This window comes from Aeromonas intestinalis (assembly GCF_054052485.1).
In genome coordinates this window covers 84,032-101,577 of sequence record NZ_JBSTYK010000010.1, presented here as the reverse complement: position 1 = coordinate 101,577, position 17,546 = coordinate 84,032, and the positions used below count along the sequence as shown (strand labels likewise).

Below are 17,546 nucleotides of genomic sequence, written 5' to 3'. Positions count from 1 at the left end.
CACTTCTCACCCGGCACGACGATTCAACCAGAGCGCCAGCCCGAGCAGCAACCCGGCCGCCACGAAGCTAAGCTGCATGCCCGTTCTCAGAGTCATGGCGCTGGCTCCCCCCATTTCACTCCCGACCAGGGCGCTGAACAGGGTGCCGAGTCCGGCCGCCCCACTGAACTGCCCCAGGTTGCGGGCCAGGGTCAGCAAACCCGCCACAGCGCCACGATCCCGCTCGTGCGCCCCACCCACCACGGCGCCGTTGTTGGCGGTCTGGAACAGGGCATACCCCGCCGTCAGCAGCAAGATGGGCAACAGATAGCCGAGGGGCCCCCAGGATATCGGAAGCATCACCAGCCCCAGGGTGGCGAGCAGCATGGCCCCGAGACCGAGCCGCAGCACGGCTCCGCTACCCAGCCTGTCCACCAGCCAACCGGCTGGCAGACCCGTACATGCCGCCAGCAGGGGGCCGCCCGAGATCCAGAGGCCCACCTCGGTCAGGCTGAGACCAAACATTCCGTGCAAGTAGAAGGGGCCGATCAACAGGGTCAGCACCATCACGCTCGCCACCAGGGCGCTGCCGAGCAGGCCATCCCGCAGGGGTGCCTCCCGCAGCAGTGCCAGTGGCAGCAGGCTCCCCAGCCTCACGCCATCACCCCGAGGGCCAGCCTCGTCGGCAGGCAGACCGAGCAGCGCGAGCACCAGCGCCAGCAGACCCAGGGGTACCAGCAGCAGGAAGGGAGCCTGCCAGCCCAGACTGTCGACCAGCCAACCGCCCATCAGGGGGCCGAGGGCCGTACCGCAGGCCGACAGCGTGCCGAGCAGCCCCATGCCCCAGCCGCGCCGCTGCGGGGCCACTTGCCGGCCCACCATGGCGAGCGCCAGGGAGAGCATGCAGGCCGCCCCCGCCCCTTGCAGAGCCCGCGCAGCGACAAGCCAACCCATGCTCGGCGCCATGGCACAGAGCAGGGAAGCCAGCGTGAACAGCACCACGCCCCAGAGCAGCAACCGCTGACGGCCGAGACGATCGCCCAGACGGCCCGCCACCACGGACAGACTGGTGATCCCCAGCAGGTAGGCCACCAGCACCCACTGCAGGCTGGCGAGGGGGATGGCCAACTCGACCCCCAATGCCGGCAGCACAATGTTGCCCATGCTGCCCGCCAGCATGGGCAACAGCGTCGAAAAGCCCAAGGCCGTCAGGCCCATGGATCGATGAAAACTGGGGTGGCCATGGGGGATGACATAGGCGGCTCTCGGCAGAGGGAAGATGTCGACAGCCTAGCCAGGGGGCTGAGTGGGTGGAAGACGCATGACTTGCAGTTAATACGTGCATCTCACGCCATATATCCCGCCGTGGCATCTTGTATGATGAGCAAGAAGGGCTGGCAGCGTCACCGCGGGCTCAACGTCTCACTCGGCGAAGGCATCATCATGAGCACACCGGATCTCAATTTGCTGATCACCCTGACTGCCCTGCTCGACGAGGGCAGCGTGGCGGGCGCCGCCAGGCGGTTGGGCTTGAGCCCCTCCGCCATGAGTCGGGCCCTTGCCCGCCTGCGTGACACCACGGGGGATCCCCTGCTGGTACGGGCGGGCCGCGGGCTGGTGCCCACCCCCCGCGCCCTGGCGCTGCGGGAGCGGGTCGGCGCACTGGTGCAGGAGGCGGGTGCCATGCTGAGCCCTTTGCAGGAGATCGAGCCCGCCAGGCTGGTGCGAACCTTCCGCCTGCGTGCCAGCGATGGCTTCGTGGAAACCGTCGGCCCCACCCTGCTGGCCCGGCTCGCCGCCGAGGCACCCGGGGTACGGCTGCACTTCGTGGCCAAGCCCGACAAGGAGAGCGGCGCCCTGCGCCACGGTGAACTGGACTTCGAAACCGGGGTGATAGGCGCCAGCACGGCACCCGAGCTGCATACCCAGGCCCTGTTCCGGGACCACTTCGTCGCCGTGGTGCGCCCCGATCATCCCCTGTGCCAGGGTCCCCTGAGCGCCGCCCGCTATGCCGCCGCCCAGCACGTCATGGTGTCGCGGCGCGGGCGGGAGCACGGCCCCATCGACGACGCCCTCGCCGTGTTCAAGCTGGAGCGTCATGTCGCGACCCTGGTGCCGGGTTTTGCCACGGCCCTGGCGCTGGTGCAGGCCAGCGATCTGGTGGCGACCGTGCCCGAGTTGCACTGCGCCAGCCTCTACCCGGATCTGGTGAGGCTTCCCCTGCCCTTTTCCCTGCCCGCCATCACCCTGGCCCTGCTCTGGCACCCGCGACTGGACGCCGATCCGGCCCATCGCTGGCTGCGCCATCTCATCCGGGATCTCTGTGCCCGCCCACCCTATGGCAACTGACCGACGAAAGTTAACGACAGACCCGGTATAAAAATCAGCCACTTCCCTGCACTCACCCTGGTTTTCCAGCCCCACAACTGGGGCCAGATCCCCCCCCCTGAGGTCGCGGCGCCGACATGCCCAATCCCTTTCATCATGGGGAATGGCGCCATTCAGACACCTATTTATGGATAGCCTTTCAACCTGCTCGAATTACCCCATAGGAGATATATAAATAGACAGTTGATTTGCATCAATTGCCCGCCCCCTGCAACTGGGTAGCCTAACGTCAGATTGATGTTTTATTACTCCAAACCAGAGGCAATCATGAGCAAAGTCAGACTGGCCGTCATCGGTAACGGCATGGTGGGGCACCGCTTCATCGAAGAGTTGATCGAACGGGCCGACCCCGGCCAGTTCGAGATCACCGTCTTCGGTGCAGAACCCCGCCCCGCCTACGATCGTGTCCATCTCTCCTCTTATTTCTCCCACCACACCAGCGAAGATCTCTCCCTCGTCAAACCCGGCTTCTATGAGAAACACGGTATCCGTCTGCTGCTCGGCGAAGCGGTCAAACTCATCGATCGCGCCAAGGGCGAGGTGCACTCCAACAAGGGCACCGTGGTCGCCTATGACAAGCTGATCCTGGCGACTGGTTCCTACCCCTGGGTCCCCCCCATCCAGGGCAGCCAGCACCACGAATGCTTCGTCTATCGCACCATCGAGGATCTGAAAGAGATCCGCAGCGCCGCCAAGAGCGGCAAGAGCGGCGTGGTGATCGGCGGCGGCCTGCTCGGTCTGGAAGCCGCCGGTGCCCTCAAGGCGCTGGGCCTCGAGACCCACGTGGTGGAATTCGCTCCCGTGCTGATGGCGGAGCAGCTCGACGGCCAGGGCGGCCAGCTGCTGCGCCGCAAGATTGAATCCATGGGGGTGCAGGTTCACACCAGCAAGAGCACCAGCGAGATCCTGATGCACGGCGGCAAGGAGGCCAAACATCGCCTCGCCTTCGCCGATGGCAGCATGCTGGAAGTGGACGTGGTGGTCTTCTCCACCGGTATCCGTCCGCAAGACACCCTCGGCCGATACTGCGAGCTGGCCATCGCCGAGCGCGGCGGTATCGCCATCGATGACAGCTGCCTCACCTCGGATCCCGACATCTATGCCATCGGCGAGTGCGCCGCCTGGCAGGGACGCTTCTTCGGCCTGGTGGCGCCGGGCTACAAGATGGCCCAGGTCACCGTCGATCACCTGCTCGGCGGCAACAGCCGTTTCGAGGGGGCGGACATGAGCGCCAAGCTCAAGCTGCTCGGCGTCTCCGTCGGCTCCATCGGTGATGCCCATGGCCGTACCCCGGGCAGCCACAGCTATGTGTTCCAGGACGATCAGGCCGGCGTCTACAAGAAAATCGTGGTGAGCGAGGACAACAGCCGGTTGCTCGGCGCCGTGCTGGTGGGGGACGTGGAAGATTACGGCAACCTGCTGCAGATGATGCTCAATGCCCTGCCGCTGCCGGCCCACCCGGATGCGCTGATCCTGCCCGCCTACGCCGGTGCCAAGCCGACCCTGGGGGTCGACGCTCTGCCGGAATCCGCCCAGATCTGCTCCTGCTTCGACGTCTCCAAGGGGGACATCGCCCGGGCGGTCGCCGAGGGCCACACCACGCTCGCCGCCATCAAGCAGCACACCAAGGCCGGTACCGGCTGCGGCGGCTGCGTGCCCCTCATCAGCCAGGTGCTCAACGCCGAGCTGGTGAAACAGGGCATCGAGGTCAACAACCACCTCTGCGCCCACTTCCCCCACTCCCGTCAGGAACTGTTCCACCTGGTCAAGGTGGAAGGGATCAAGAGCTTCGACGAACTGCTGGCCAAACATGGTCAGGGCTACGGCTGCGAGGTGTGCAAGCCCACCGTCGGCTCCATCCTCGCCTCCTGCTGGAACGACTATGTGCTGACCCCGCAAAACACCCAGTTGCAGGACACCAACGACATCTTCCTCGGCAACATGCAAAAGGACGGCACCTACTCCGTCATCCCGCGCATGGCCGGTGGTGAGGTGACTCCGGAAGGGCTGCTGGCGGTGGCCGAGGTGGCCCGCGACTACCAGCTCTACACCAAGATCACCGGTGCCCAGCGCATCGGCCTGTTCGGCGCCCAGAAAGACGACTTGCCCGCCATCTGGCGCAAGCTGCTGGCCGCTGGTTTCGAGACCGGCCAGGCCTACGCCAAGGCGCTGCGCATGGCCAAGACCTGCGTCGGCAGCACCTGGTGCCGCTTCGGGGTGCAGGACAGCGTCGGCCTCGGGGTCTTCCTCGAGAACCGCTACAAGGGCATTCGCACCCCCCACAAGATGAAGTTCGGTGTCTCCGGCTGTACCCGCGAATGTGCGGAGGCTCAGGGCAAGGACGTGGGCATCATCGCCACCGACGCGGGCTGGAACCTTTATGTCGGCGGCAACGGCGGCATGAAACCACGTCACGCCGACCTGCTCGCCTCGGATCTCGACCGCGAGACCCTGATCAAGCTGATCGACCGCTTTATGATGTTCTACGTCACCAGCGCCGACAAACTGCAGCGTACCGCCAGCTGGCTCACCAGCCTGGAGGGCGGTATCGACTACCTGCGCGAGGTGATCGTCGATGACAAGCTCGGGCTGAACGAGACCCTGGAGCGCGACATCCAGGCCCTCATCGACAGCTACGAATGCGAGTGGTCCCGCACCCTGAATGAAGAAGAGCAGCTCAAACGCTTCAGCCACTTCATCAACAGCGACAAGCGCGATCCGGACGTGCAGTTCGTCACCGAGCGGGAGCAGCACAGACCGGCCACCCCGGCCGAGCGCATCCCCGTCTACCAGATAGAAATGGAGGCAAAGTGATGAAACTCGCATGCCAACTCAATGACATATTCCCGGGTACCGGCGTCTGCGCCCTGCTGGAAGGACGCCAGATCGCCCTGTTCCGCCCGAGCGAAGCGCCCGAGGTGTTCGCCATCGACAACCGGGATCCCTTCTTCGCCGCCAGCGTGCTGTCGCGGGGCATCATCTGCGAACACGAGGGGGAACTCTGGGTCGCCAGTCCGCTCAAGAAGCAGCACTTCCGTCTGAGTGACGGTCACTGCCTCGAAAACACCGCCATGTCGGTGCAGAGCTACCCCGTCGAAGTCCGCGACCAACAGGTCTGGGTCGCCGTCTAACACCGTGCATATCAGGGCTGCCCACGGGCGGCCCTCTTGAAGGAAACAAACATGTATACCGAAACCATCAACAAGTGCGCCGCCAACGCGGCCCGCATCAACCGCTTCGAGCGCAGCGACAAGCTCGGCTTCTGGCTCAGCGCCGCCATGGCGGGAGCCTATGTGGGCCTTGGCATCATCCTCATCTTCACCCTGGGCAACCTGGTGGATGCCAGCGTGCGTCCGCTGGTGATGGGGGCCACCTTCGGCATCGCCCTGACCCTGGTGATCATCGCCGGCTCCGAGCTGTTCACCGGCCACACCATGTTCCTCACCTTCGGGGTGAAGACCGGCAAGATTTCCATGGGGGATCTGCTGCGCATCCTGCCCCAGACCTGGGCCGGCAACCTGCTCGGCTCCATCGCGGTGGCACTGATCTACTCCTACGGCGGCAGCCTGCTGCCGGACGCGGGCAGCCTGGCCCACAAGGTGGCGCTGGCCAAGACCCAGGCCCCGGCCCTGACCCTGTTCATGAAAGGGATCCTCTGTAACTGGCTGGTCTGCCTCGCCATCTGGATGGCGCTGCGCACCGAGGGCGCCGCCAAGTTCATCGCCATCTGGTGGTGCCTGCTGGCCTTCATCGCCTCCGGCTACGAGCACTCGGTCGCCAACATGACCCTGTTCGCCCTTTCCTGGTTTGGCGCTCACTCCGATGCCTATACCCTGGGCGGCATCGGCCACAACCTGCTGTGGGTGACCCTGGGCAACACTGTCTCCGGTGCCCTCTTCATGGGTCTGGGCTACTGGTATGCCACCCCCAAGGCCGAGCGCCCGGTCGCCGTGACCGACACCGCTGACACCGTCAGCCAGACCCAGACCGCCTGATCAGGAGGCCCCATGGACTACTTGCCCATCTTCTGTCGACTCGACAACAAGCCCGTGCTGCTGGTCGGCGGCGGCGACGTGGCGGAGCGCAAGGCGCGCCTGCTGCTGGACGCCGGTGCCCGGCTGACGGTGGTGGCCCCCAGGCTCGATCCCGAGCTGGCTACCCTGGCTACCAACGGAACAATCCACTGGCTGGCCGGTGAATTCGAGCCGGATCAGCTGGCTGGCAAGTGGTTGGTGGTGGCCGCTACCGACAGGCGTGAGGTCAATGCCCTGGTCTACCAGAGCGCCAACCAGGCCGGCATCTTCGCCAACGTGGTGGATGACCCCAAGCGCTCCAGCTTCATCATGCCGTCCATCATCGACCGCTCGCCGCTGATGGTCGCCATCTCCTCCGGCGGCAAGGCCCCGGTACTGGCCCGATTGCTGCGGGAGAAGCTCGAAGCCCTGCTGCCCCAGCATCTGGGTGCCGTCGCAGCCTTCGCCGGTGGCCTGCGGGCGCGGGTCAAGGCCCGCTTCGCCAGCATGGGGGAACGGCGCCAGTTCTGGGAGCGACTGCTCGGGGCCGATCGCCTCGGCCAGGCCCTGGCCCGGGGGGATCAGGCCGCCGCCAACCAGCTCGCCGACCACCTGTTTGCCGATGATGCTGCCGCCAAGGGAGAAGTGATCCTGGTCGGTGCCGGTCCCGGCGATCCCGGTCTGCTCACCCTGCACGCCCTGCGTCAGATGCAGCAGGCGGACGTGGTGGTCCATGACCGGCTGGTATCGGACGAGGTGATGGCCCTGGTGCGCCGGGATGCCAAACGCATCTTCGTCGGCAAGCAGGCGGGCAGCCACTGCGTGCCCCAGGAGGGGATCAACCAGCTCCTGCTGGACGAGGCAAGGAAAGGGCAGCGAGTGGTGCGGCTGAAAGGGGGCGACCCCTTCATCTTCGGTCGTGGCGGCGAGGAGCTGGAGACCCTGGTCGGCAGCGGGGTGGGCTTCCAGGTGGTGCCGGGGATCACCGCGGCGAGCGGCTGCGCCGCCTACGCGGGGATTCCGCTGACCCACCGGGATCACGCCCAGAGCGTGCGCTTCGTCACCGCCCACGGCAAGGGAGGCACCCAGGATCTCGACTGGCCCCTGCTCGCCAGAGACAAACAGACGCTGGTGTTCTACATGGGGCTCTCGTCCTGCGCCACCATCCGCGAACAGCTGATGGCCCACGGCAAGGACGGCACTACTCCGGTGGCCCTGATCGAGCGCGGCACCCAGCCCTGCCAGCAGGTCATTCGCGGCACGCTAGATCAACTGCCGGAGCTGGCGGTCGGCGTCGAGAGCCCGGCCCTCATCATGGTGGGATCCGTCGTCACCCTGGCCGATCAGCTCGCCTGGTTCGGCCAGGCCAACGGCCCGGAGCAGGCCCAGGTTTCTGCCTGAAGAGCCCGCCAGCACAGACCAACGTGAGAGACCACCCCAGGGTGGTCTCTTTTTTACTGCGCCGACTGTCATAACCTCTTGTTTTGAGTCTGGTATCCTATGGGCATGGTCATCCGGCCCACCGAATTCGAATTCAGGAATCTTGTTGCATGTCTCTCCCCGCCAAGAACAACGCCAAACAGCGTGAACAAGACAGATCCCGCATCCTCACCCTGTTGCTGGCCGACGATGCGCTCACCGACAGTCTGCTCGACCCCCATGGGGGGCAGGATGCCGAGCTGCGGGACCAGACCCGCGAACTGACCCAGCTGGTCAACAGCCTGCCCGCCGCCGACGTTGCCGATGCCCTGGAGTCCCTCCCCCCGGACGAGCGCCACGTACTCTGGCAGCAGGTGGACCCCGAGCGCCACGGCCAGATCCTGGTGGAGGCGTCGGAGACGGTGTGGGACAGCCTCATCAGCGGCATGAGCGACAAAGAGTTGCTGCACGCTCTGCGCAGCCTCGACATCGACGACCAGATCTATCTCGGCCAATACCTGCCCCGCAACCTGATGGGACGGCTGCTCACCTCCATGGCCCCCGAGCAGCGGGATCGGGTGCGGGAGGTGATCCGTTACGGCAAGCACACGGTCGGCGCCATGATGGACTTCGATCTCGTCACGGTGCGCGCCGAGATAAGCCTGGGTGCGGTGCAGCGCTACCTGCGCCTGCGCGGCCAGATCCCCCCCAACACCGACAAGCTGTTCGTCACCGACAAACGCAACCGGCTGCAGGGGGAACTGCCCCTCACCACTGTGCTGCTGCACAAACCAGAGACCTTGGTCGGGGAGGTGATGGAGAAAGATCCCGTCACCTTCGACCCGGAAGACAACGATGAGGCGGCGGCCCGCACCTTCGAGCGGGACGATCTGGTCTCCGCCGCCGTGGTGGATGCCAAGGGCAAGCTGATGGGACGCCTCACCGTCGCCGAGGTGGTGGACCTGGTCTATGAGGAGAGCGATACCGATCTGCGCCGCATGGGGGGGATCAGCGAGGATGAAGACGTGTTCGCCCCCGTCACTAAGGCGGTGAAGACCCGCTGGGCCTGGCTCGCCATCAACCTCTGTACCGCCTTCATGGCTTCCCGGGTCATCGGCCTGTTCGAGCACAGCATTTCGCAACTGGTGGCGCTGGCGGCCCTGATGCCCATCGTCGCGGGCATCGGCGGCAACACCGGCAACCAGACCATCACCATGATAGTGCGGGCGCTGGCGCTGCAGCAGATCCAGACCGGCAACGTCTCCTTCCTGCTGTGGCGGGAGCTGGGAGTCGCCCTCATCAACGGCCTGGTGTGGGGGGGAACCATGGGGGTCGTCACCTATTTCCTCTATCAGGACGCAGCGCTGGGTGCCGTCATGACCCTTGCCATGGTGCTGAACCTGCTGGTGGCGGCCCTGATGGGGGTCATCATCCCCATGACCATGACCCGGCTGGGACGGGATCCCGCCCTCGGTGCCAGCGTGATGATCACCGCCATCACCGACACCGGCGGCTTCTTCATCTTCCTCGGGCTGGCGACCCTATTCCTGCTCTGACCCTCCCCGTCGCCCATGAAAAAGGGAGCCATTAAGGCTCCCTTTTCAATTCAGGCAGGTCGATGCATCACACCCGGTATTGTTCCACCGCCCGGTTGAGCAGTCTGGCCTGCTCGCTCAGGCCTTGGCTGGACTGGGCGTTGTCTTGCGCCATCTGGCTCGATGCCTCTGCGATATCGCGGATGCTGCTGACGTTGCGGTTCACCTCGTTGGCCACCAGGCTCTGTTGCTCGATGGCGGCGGCGATCTGGGTGCTCATGTCCATGATGCGGGTGACATCCTGGGTGATCTGGCCGAGCAGCTCACCGGCCTGGGTCGCCTGCTGTGCACTGTTGCCCCCCTGCTCCCGGCAGAGCGCCATCCTGCCCACTATGTTGTCGGTCTGCTGTTGCAGTGAGCCGATGATGGCGGCGATCTCCTGGGTCGACTGCTGGGTACGGATGGCGAGGTTGCGCACCTCGTCCGCCACCACTGCGAAACCACGGCCCTGCTCCCCCGCCCGCGCCGCCTCGATGGCCGCATTGAGGGCCAGCAGATTGGTCTGATCTGCTATGCCCCGGATCACCCCGAGCACAGAGCCAATGGTCTCGCTCTCCTTCTGCAGTTGGGCGACCTCGCCGGAGGCCTGCTCCAGCTGCTCCGCGAGACTGTGGATCTGGTTGACGGTCTGCTCGACCGCACCGCGCCCCTCATCGGCCTTGTGGTTGGTGGCGGCGGCATCGCTGGCCGCCTGCTCCGTGCTGCGGGCGATCTCCTCGATGGTGGAGCCCATCTCGGTGGAGGCGGTCGCCACCTGATCCGTCTCCAGCAACTGGCGCTGGGCCCCCTCACTGGTTCGGCGCACGTTGTCCGAGAGGTGATCCGCCGCACCGGTCAGGGTGTTGACGCTCTGCTTCACATCCCCGATCAGCTGACGGAAGCCATCCAGCATCACATCCAGATTGCCCGCCAGCTGCGCCATCTCGTCATCCCCTTTCAGGGCGATGCGCAGGCGCAGATCGTTGTCCTGACGGATGCGATTGACCGTGTCATTGACCCGGGCGATGGGTCTGCCGATGCTGCGCCCCAGCAGCACGCTCATGAAGCCGATGACCATGATGATCAGGACGCCGCAGACCAGCATCAGCCGGTTGAAACTCGCCGTCTGGCTGGCCAGTTCATCCTCGATCTGCTGGCCGACGCTTTCGAGTGCCTGTTCGGCCTGTTGCACCAGGGTGTGCATCTGGCCACGCAGTCCAGAGGCCTCGTCCAGCCCCAGCACCTGCATCCCCTGAACCAGGGCAACGAAGTCATTTCGGTACTGTTCGCTGGCCTGCTCGAGCACGCCGCGCTGCTCCTGTGGCAGGTTGCCGAGCCCCTGCTGGAAGTCGGCATGCAGGGTCTGGAAACGCGCGAGGTACTGGATATCGGAGCGCAGCATGAAGTCCTTCTCCGCCCGCCGCAATTGCAACATGGTGATGAGCAACCCTTGCTGTTCCTGCGCCTTGAGCGCCTCCTCCACCTTGTGTACCGCCGCCCTCAGCTGACCATAGAGGCCATCCTCGGGCCCCAGCCCTATCTTCTGCTGCTGGGCGACCAGCTCGTTGAAGGCCTTGCCATAGGCGCTGACCTGGGTATCCAGCCCCATCAAGCCCGCCCGGGCAGCATCCAGGCTGTCATCGGCACTCAGGGCCTGATCGAGCGCATGGGTTTGCGCCAGCACGGTGTTGAATCTGTCGATGACCGCCAGATCCTTGTGCAGCAAGAAGTCTTGCTCGGCGCGCCTCAGTTGCACCATGGAGAGCTCGAGTCCATCGACCCGGCGCTGCGCCTCCATCATGTGCCGGCTCTCCTTGCTGGCGTAAAAGAAAAGCCCGCTCAGGGTCAGCATGGCCGTGGCGACCAGGGCGGTATTCAGTATCAACTTGTGGCGGATCAGCATGGTAAACCTCTGGGGCGCTGGGGTGGACTGCATCGATCGCGGGCAGAATACGACATCCATATGTCCGTTCAAGGAATATTCATTGAAATGCCACCCTCACTCCTTATACTGGTTCCACCTGTTTCCAGCGGTGGATCTGACACAATGGAATACAACACTTCAGAACTGTGCGACATCTATCAGGACATGGTGGATGTGCTCGAGCCCATGCTCTGCTCCTTCGGCGGTCGCGCCTCGTTCGGCGGCGTCATCACCACGGTCAAATGCTTCGAATCCAACGGCCTTATCCGTGAACTCGTGAAAGAGAACGGCGCCGGTCGCGTGCTGCTGATCGACGGCGGCGGCTCCATGCGCCGCGCCCTGATCGACAGCGAGATCGCTACCACGGCGGCGGAAAACGAGTGGGAAGGGATCGTCTGCTACGGCTGCGTGCGCGAGGTCGATATCCTGGAAGATCTCGACATCGGCATCCAGGCCCTTGCCGCCATCCCGGTCGGCGCCGACAGCAAGGACGTGGGTGAGACGGATCTGCCGGTAAATTTCGGCGGCGTCACCTTCCTGCCGGACGATCACCTCTATGCCGACACCACCGGGGTGATCCTCTCCCCCGATGCCCTCGACATCGAGTAAGCAGACACAGACTGAAGATGGGAGCCCTGGCTCCCATTTTTTATGCCCGTAATCTGACGGCAAGTGGCTGAAAAAAGACAAAAAAAGAGGGCCAGTAAACTACTGGCCCCTTAACTGGAAGCAATGTGAGCAATGTCGTGCCTTCACAAGAAGTCCATCACGTTGGAACGAATGAAGTCTTTCCCGGAAAACAAGTTAACAATAATCATTCTCATTTAACTGTGCAAGTTTTATTTGCAAAAAAAGCGAAAAAAATGACCACCCGAAGGTGGTCATCATCGTCATGCCTGACGGGGCGCGGTTCGCAGGCCGTCCAACCCGGCCTCTCCCACCAGCTTGCGGCTGAGATAGCGCAGCAAGACGCCGTAGAGCGGCACGAACAATCCCAGGCTAATCAGCAGCTTGAATACATAATCCACGGTCGCAATCTCGACCCAGTGCTCGGCCATGAAGGGATCCGTGCTGCGCCAGAAGGCTATGCTGAAGAAGGCGATGGTGTCCACCAGGTTGCCGAACAGGGTCGAGGCCGCCGGCGCCACCCACCAGGCCCTGAGCAGGCGCAGGCGATTGAACACCACCACGTCCATGAACTGGCCCACCAGATAGGCCATGAAACTGGCCAGGGCGATACGTGCCACGAACAGGTTGAACTCGGCCAGATGGCCCAGCCCCTGATAACTGCCCTCGAAGAACAGGACGGAGAGCACGTAGGAGACCGCCAGCGCCGGCAGCATCACCGTCTGGATGATCTTGCGGGCGAGACCGGCACCGAAGATCCGCACCGTCAAGTCGGTGGCCAGGAAGATGAACGGGAAGCTGAAGGCGCCCCAGGTGGTGTGGAAGCCAAAGATGGTGATCGGCAGTTGCACCAGATAGTTGCTGCTGGCGATGATCAGGATGTGGAACAAAGCGAGACGCACCAGCGCCGTCTGGTGCTGAGCAGGGGTCAGATTCATGTTGTGACCTTTTTGGTTAATGGGGTTAGGGAACCCATACCGCCACCATTGGCGATAATTGAGGGGCGAGATTATACGCCCCGCGACCGATAGTTCAATCTTTATGCGGCGGATGAGCGTGGTCACGGCGCCCGGGAAAGGGCTACAGCCGCCACAGGCAGAGGGCGCGACCCGCAGATCCGCGAGGGATCACTCCCGATGCTGGCGACCCAGCCAGAGCACCACCTCCCGATCAACCGGATGCACCGCCTCCAGCCAGCAGCCGCCGTGGTGCTCGAACTCCAGCCGCAGCGGGCTGCCTTCAAACTCCAGCAGCCAGCTGTGACGATCGGCGCCCCAATCCTGCTCGAGGGCTGCCAGCTCCCACGCCTGCACCAGTGCCTCGGCCAGGGTGGGGAAGTTGTCCCAGCAGAGCCCGGGGCAATCCAGAGTCAGCACACCGGCCTCCTCGTCCATCGCCGTCACTTGCCACAATATCTCTTTCATCCGGGTCCTCAACTGCTGCAGGAGAGCTCGCCGCCGCAATACCAGGCGGGGACCGGGGTGGCGAGCTCGTCATATTCAGGTTGTTCGTCATAGGGGCGTTGCAGGGCCGCAAACAGCCGCTCGAACGGCGCCATGTCGCCCCGCTCGGCGGCCTCTATCACCTGCTGGGCCAGGGCATTGCGCAGCACGTACTTGGGATTGATCGCATCCATCCGCCCCTTGCGGGCCGCATCGTCGCTCCCTTCACGGATGAGACGCTGCCGATACGACTCGAGCCATGCCTGCCAGCGGGCGGGATCCGGCAGCAGGGCCAGCAAGGGTGCAGGCCAGTCGCCTTGGGCGGTCAGCTCGCCCAGCCGGCGCAGGAAGAGGTGGTAGTCCACCCGCTGGCTCGCCAACAGCTGGAACATCTCGCGAAACAGCGCCGGATCCTGCTCCTCCCAGCTCCCCAGCCCGAGCTTTTCACGCATCAGCTCGGAGTAGTGCAGCATCAGCTGGTGCTCATACTGGGCCAGCGCCGCCGCCAGCGCCTCGCCATCCACGTGATCCGCCAGCGCCTGGGCGAGTTTCTGCAGGTTCCAGTAACCGACCGCCGGCTGCTGATCCAGCGCGTAGCGCCCTCCCGGATCGGAGTGGTTGCACACAAAATCAGGCACATAGGCGTCGATAAAGCCGTAGGGGCCATAATCCAGGGTCAGTCCGAGCAGGGACATGTTGTCGGTGTTCATCACCCCGTGGCAGAAACCGGCAGCCTGCCACTTGGCGATGAGCCGCGCGGTACGGCGCACCACCTCCGTAAACAGCTCGGCCCCGTTGCTGAGATCGGGGAAGTGGTGACGCAGGGCATGGTCGATGAGGGCGGGGATCTTCCCCCCCTGCCCGCTCCAGGCGAAATACTCGAAGTGACCGAAGCGCAGGTGGCTCGGGGCGGTGCGCAGCACGGTCGCGCCGCTCTCGGCCTGCTCCCGATAGATAGGCTCATCGCTGCCCACCAGCACCAGGGCGCGGGTGGTGGGGATGTCGAGAGCGTGCAGCGCCTCGGAGGCGAGGTATTCGCGGATGCTGGAGCGCAGCACGGCGCGACCGTCGCCGAAGCGGGAGAAGGGGGTCTTGCCCGCCCCCTTCAGGTGCAGATCCCAGTGGCTGCCATCCGGGGCTTGCTGTTCCCCCAGCAGCATGGCACGGCCATCGCCGAGACGCGGGCTGTAGCCGCCGAACTGATGGCCCGCATAGACCTGGGCCACCGGCTGCATGCCCGCCAGGGGCTGACCCTGGCCGCAGCAGGCAAGCCAGTCTGCCTCGGTGACATCCGTCAGCCCCAGCTCGCCGAGCAGGCCGTGGTTGAGGTGCAAGAGCCTGGCCCCTTGCAGGGGCTGGGGGGCCACGGGTTCGCAGGCCCAGGGCAGCTCGGTGGCGAAAGTGTTGATCAGCTTCATGGTGATGGGGATCGTCCCTGCGTATGCTCGTGTCACTCTTTATACCGCCACCGGCCCCTCTCGGGCCAACGGTCGATACTGCTATTTCAATTCGAGGAAGTGGAAGATGGAAAAATGGGTTTATGTCCTGCCCCTGCTGGCACTGCTCTCCGGCCACCCCGCTCATGCCGCCGATGTGGCCGCGGGCAAGGCGAAGGCCGTGCTGTGCGCCGCCTGTCATGGCCCCGAGGGCAAGGCCAGCGTGCCCCTGTATCCCCATCTGGCGGGACAGCACGCCCCCTACCTCGTCAAGCAGTTAAAGGCGTTCAAGGAGGGTCAGCGCAAGGATCCCATGATGGCCCCCTTCATGGCGGCGCTAACCGAGGCGGATATGGAGAACCTGGCGGCCTATTACGCCAGCTTGTCGCAGTGAAAAATATCGTCTTTATGGTGAATTGATTCGCCAGATCCAGTAAAGGCAGTTCGTTAAACTGCCTTCGATGAGGTGGTCGGCTACTTAATGATGGCATCGGCGGCGAGTTATCGGCGTTGCCGCTGACTCCATCTCCACCTGCGGCCACTCTTAGCGACGGCAGTACTCGATGATCAGATCCATAAAGGCCTCGCCGAAACGCTCCAGCTTGCGGTGACCCACGCCGTTGACCGCCAGCAGCTCGTCTTCGGTCATGGGCATCGTCGCAACCCCATCTCCACCTGCGGCCACTCTTAGCGACGGCAGTACTCGATGATCAGGTCCATAAAGGCCTCGCCGAAGCGCTCCAGCTTGCGGTGACCGACGCCGTTGACCGTCAGTGGCTCGTCTTCGGTCATGGGCATCGCCGCGACTCCATCTCCACCTGCGGCCACTCTTAGCGACGGCAGTACTCGATGATCAGGTCCATAAAGGCCTCACCGAAGCGCTCCAGCTTGCGGTGACCCACGCCGTTGACCGCCAGCAGCTCGTCCTCGGTCATGGGCATCAGCTGCGCCATCTCCACCAGGGTGCTGTCGTTGAACACCACGTAAGGCGGCACCTCCTCCTCCTCGGCGATCTGCTTGCGCAGGGCCCGCAGCTCCTTGAACAGCCGCTTGTCATAGTTGGCGCTGTCGAGCAGGCCGCTGCGCTTCTCCTTGCGGCTGGAGATGGGTTGCAGCCGCGGCACGGCCAGCTCCAGCGCCAGCTCGCCGCGCAGCACCGGGCGGGCCGCCTCGGTCAGTTGCAGCACCAGGTTGCGGGTGATGTTCTGGGTCAGGAGCCCCTTGTGGATCAGCTGGCGGATGACGCTCATCCAGTACTCGTGGCTCTGCTCCTTGCCAATGCCGTAGGTGGACAGCTTGTCGTGGCCGTGATCCTTGATGCGCTGGTTCAGCGACCCGCGCAGCACCTCCACCACATAGCCCACCCCGAAGTTCTGCCCCACCCGCCAGACGCAGGAAAGCGCCTTCTGGGCGTCCTCGGTGCCGTCATAGCTCTTGGGGGGATCCAGGCAGATGTCGCAGTTGCCACAGGGCTTGTCGTTGTACTCGCCGAAGTAGTTCAGCAACACCTGGCGGCGGCAGGTCTGCGCCTCGGCGAAGGCCGCCATCACGTTCAGCTTGTACTGCTCCACCTGCAACTGCTGCGGGTTCTCGATGTTGTCGAGCAACCGGCGCACCCGGCCGATGTCGGCGGGATCGTAGAGCAGCAGCGCCTCCGCCGGGGTGCCGTCACGGCCGGCGCGGCCCGTCTCCTGATAGTAGGATTCGATATTCTTGGGGATGTCGTAGTGCACCACGAAACGCACGTTCGGCTTGTCGATGCCCATGCCGAACGCCACCGTCGCCACCACGATCTCGATGTCATCCTTGAGGAAAGCTTCCTGGGTCTGCTGGCGCTGGGCCAGCGGCAGGCCGGCGTGATAGGGGGCCGCCTTGCAGCCGTGGCGGGAGAGCCGCTCCGCCACCTCCTCCACCCGGTTGCGGCTGGAGCAGTAGACGATGCCGCAGTTGCCCTTCTGGCTCTGCACGTAGCGCAGCAGCTGCTCCGCTGCCTTGAACTTCTCCACCAGGCTGTAGCGGATGTTCGGCCGATCGAAACTGGCGGTGTGGATAAAGGGGTCGTGGAGTTCCAGTCGATGCAGCATATCGCTGCGGGTCGCCTCGTCGGCGGTGGCGGTAAGCGCCACCACGGGCACCTGGGGGAACCACTGCTTGAGGCGCCCGAGCGCCGCGTATTCCGGCCGAAAATCGTGGCCCCACTGGGAGACGCAGTGGGCCTCGTCGATGGCGAACAGACCGAGCGGCAGCTCCGCCAGCCGATCCATGAACTCGTGTTGCAGCAACCGCTCCGGCGAGACATAGACCAGCTTGATCTCGCCGCGACGCATGGCGGCGAAGTTCTGGATCATCTCCTCCCGGCTCAGCGCCGAGTTGATGTAGACCGCCGCCACCCCGTTGGCGCGCAGACTGTCCACCTGATCCTTCATCAGCGAGATGAGGGGTGAGACCACCACCCCCAGTCCGGGACGCAGCAGGGCCGGGATCTGGTAGCAGAGGGATTTGCCGCCGCCGGTGGGCTTGAGCACCAGGGCATCGCGCCCCGCCACTATCTGCTCGATGATCTCGAGCTGACCCGGCCGAAACTGCTGGTAGCCGAACACCGCCTGCAACAGGGCAAGGGGCGTCTCTGGCACAGCATCGGGCTGAGAGTCTGGCTGGATGTCGGCAATGGCGGTCATGGGCTCTCCTTTGGGGTCGTCATTCTAAAGCAGCCGCCGTTCACAATAAACCTGCCATTGCGAGTG

The 17,546-nt window shown here is 64.4% G+C and carries 14 protein-coding genes and 1 pseudogene; 8 read left to right on the top strand and 7 right to left on the bottom strand.

Going from position 1 to position 17,546, the window contains the following annotated elements; all coding sequences use genetic code 11:
• Positions 1-6: 6 nt before the first annotated feature.
• Positions 7-1,197, bottom strand: coding sequence for an MFS transporter (locus tag ACW5W7_RS14180; RefSeq protein ID WP_456502135.1), 1,191 nt, complete (start codon positions 1,195-1,197; stop codon positions 7-9).
• Between the two features lie 225 nt (positions 1,198-1,422).
• Between ACW5W7_RS14180 and ACW5W7_RS14175 the strand changes: the two genes are divergently transcribed.
• From ACW5W7_RS14175 to mgtE, 6 genes are all read left to right on the top strand, one after another.
• On the top strand, positions 1,423-2,328 hold the full coding sequence (locus ACW5W7_RS14175) for a LysR family transcriptional regulator (RefSeq protein ID WP_456502177.1): 906 nt from the start codon (positions 1,423-1,425) through the stop codon (positions 2,326-2,328).
• 306 nt (positions 2,329-2,634) lie between these two features.
• On the top strand, positions 2,635-5,181 hold the full coding sequence (gene nirB, locus ACW5W7_RS14170; RefSeq protein WP_434664675.1) for a nitrite reductase large subunit NirB: 2,547 nt from the start codon (positions 2,635-2,637) through the stop codon (positions 5,179-5,181).
• Complete coding sequence (gene nirD / locus ACW5W7_RS14165) at positions 5,181-5,498, top strand: nitrite reductase small subunit NirD (RefSeq protein WP_456502134.1); 318 nt, start codon at positions 5,181-5,183, stop codon at positions 5,496-5,498. Before nirB ends, nirD begins: the two co-directional genes overlap by 1 nt.
• A 51-nt stretch (positions 5,499-5,549) precedes the next feature.
• Positions 5,550-6,362 carry a nitrite transporter NirC gene (gene nirC / locus ACW5W7_RS14160; protein WP_456502133.1) on the top strand — a complete coding sequence of 271 codons (813 nt, stop codon included), beginning with the start codon at positions 5,550-5,552 and terminating at the stop codon, positions 6,360-6,362.
• A gap of 12 nt (positions 6,363-6,374) precedes the next feature.
• Positions 6,375-7,781: a siroheme synthase CysG gene (gene cysG / locus ACW5W7_RS14155; protein WP_456502132.1), complete on the top strand. Its 1,407-nt coding sequence runs from the start codon at positions 6,375-6,377 to the stop codon at positions 7,779-7,781.
• 149 nt (positions 7,782-7,930) lie between these two features.
• Entirely contained in the window at positions 7,931-9,355 is a 1,425-nt protein-coding gene (gene mgtE / locus ACW5W7_RS14150; protein WP_456502131.1) for a magnesium transporter, read from the top strand.
• 67 nt (positions 9,356-9,422) lie between these two features.
• On the opposite strand, the gene ACW5W7_RS14145 is transcribed toward mgtE, so the two are convergent.
• A complete protein-coding gene (locus ACW5W7_RS14145; protein ID WP_456502130.1) occupies positions 9,423-11,276 on the bottom strand; it encodes a methyl-accepting chemotaxis protein in 1,854 nt (617 codons plus the stop codon).
• A 144-nt stretch (positions 11,277-11,420) separates the two neighbouring features.
• Here ACW5W7_RS14145 and rraA point away from each other — a divergent pair, with 144 nt between their 5' ends.
• Positions 11,421-11,906, top strand: a complete 486-nt coding sequence (rraA, locus tag ACW5W7_RS14140) for a ribonuclease E activity regulator RraA (protein WP_349920219.1) — start codon at positions 11,421-11,423, stop codon at positions 11,904-11,906.
• Positions 11,907-12,187: 281 nt separating this feature from the next.
• Here rraA and ACW5W7_RS14135 read toward each other — a convergent pair whose 3' ends face one another.
• The 3 genes from ACW5W7_RS14135 to ACW5W7_RS14125 form a co-directional block, all read right to left on the bottom strand.
• Positions 12,188-12,862, bottom strand: a complete 675-nt coding sequence (locus tag ACW5W7_RS14135) for a 7-cyano-7-deazaguanine/7-aminomethyl-7-deazaguanine transporter (protein WP_456502129.1) — start codon at positions 12,860-12,862, stop codon at positions 12,188-12,190.
• 189 nt (positions 12,863-13,051) lie between these two features.
• Positions 13,052-13,348, bottom strand: coding sequence for a DUF3630 family protein (locus tag ACW5W7_RS14130; protein ID WP_456502128.1), 297 nt, complete (start codon positions 13,346-13,348; stop codon positions 13,052-13,054).
• A gap of 8 nt (positions 13,349-13,356) precedes the next feature.
• Positions 13,357-14,784, bottom strand: a complete 1,428-nt coding sequence (locus ACW5W7_RS14125) for a protein adenylyltransferase SelO (RefSeq protein ID WP_456502127.1) — start codon at positions 14,782-14,784, stop codon at positions 13,357-13,359.
• Positions 14,785-14,890: 106 nt separating this feature from the next.
• Between ACW5W7_RS14125 and ACW5W7_RS14120 the strand changes: the two genes are divergently transcribed.
• The gene (locus ACW5W7_RS14120; RefSeq protein ID WP_456502126.1) at positions 14,891-15,196 is read left to right on the top strand and encodes a c-type cytochrome; all 306 of its coding nucleotides are present in this window, start codon (positions 14,891-14,893) and stop codon (positions 15,194-15,196) included.
• 150 nt (positions 15,197-15,346) lie between these two features.
• Here the strand turns inward: ACW5W7_RS14120 and ACW5W7_RS14115 are convergent.
• Positions 15,347-15,457 (bottom strand): annotated as a pseudogene (locus tag ACW5W7_RS14115) (HRDC domain-containing protein); the annotation flags it as partial.
• A gap of 175 nt (positions 15,458-15,632) precedes the next feature.
• Positions 15,633-17,480 (bottom strand): ATP-dependent DNA helicase RecQ, encoded by a 1,848-nt coding sequence (gene recQ / locus ACW5W7_RS14110; RefSeq protein ID WP_434664684.1) that lies wholly within the window; start codon positions 17,478-17,480, stop codon positions 15,633-15,635.
• Positions 17,481-17,546 lie beyond the last annotated feature (66 nt).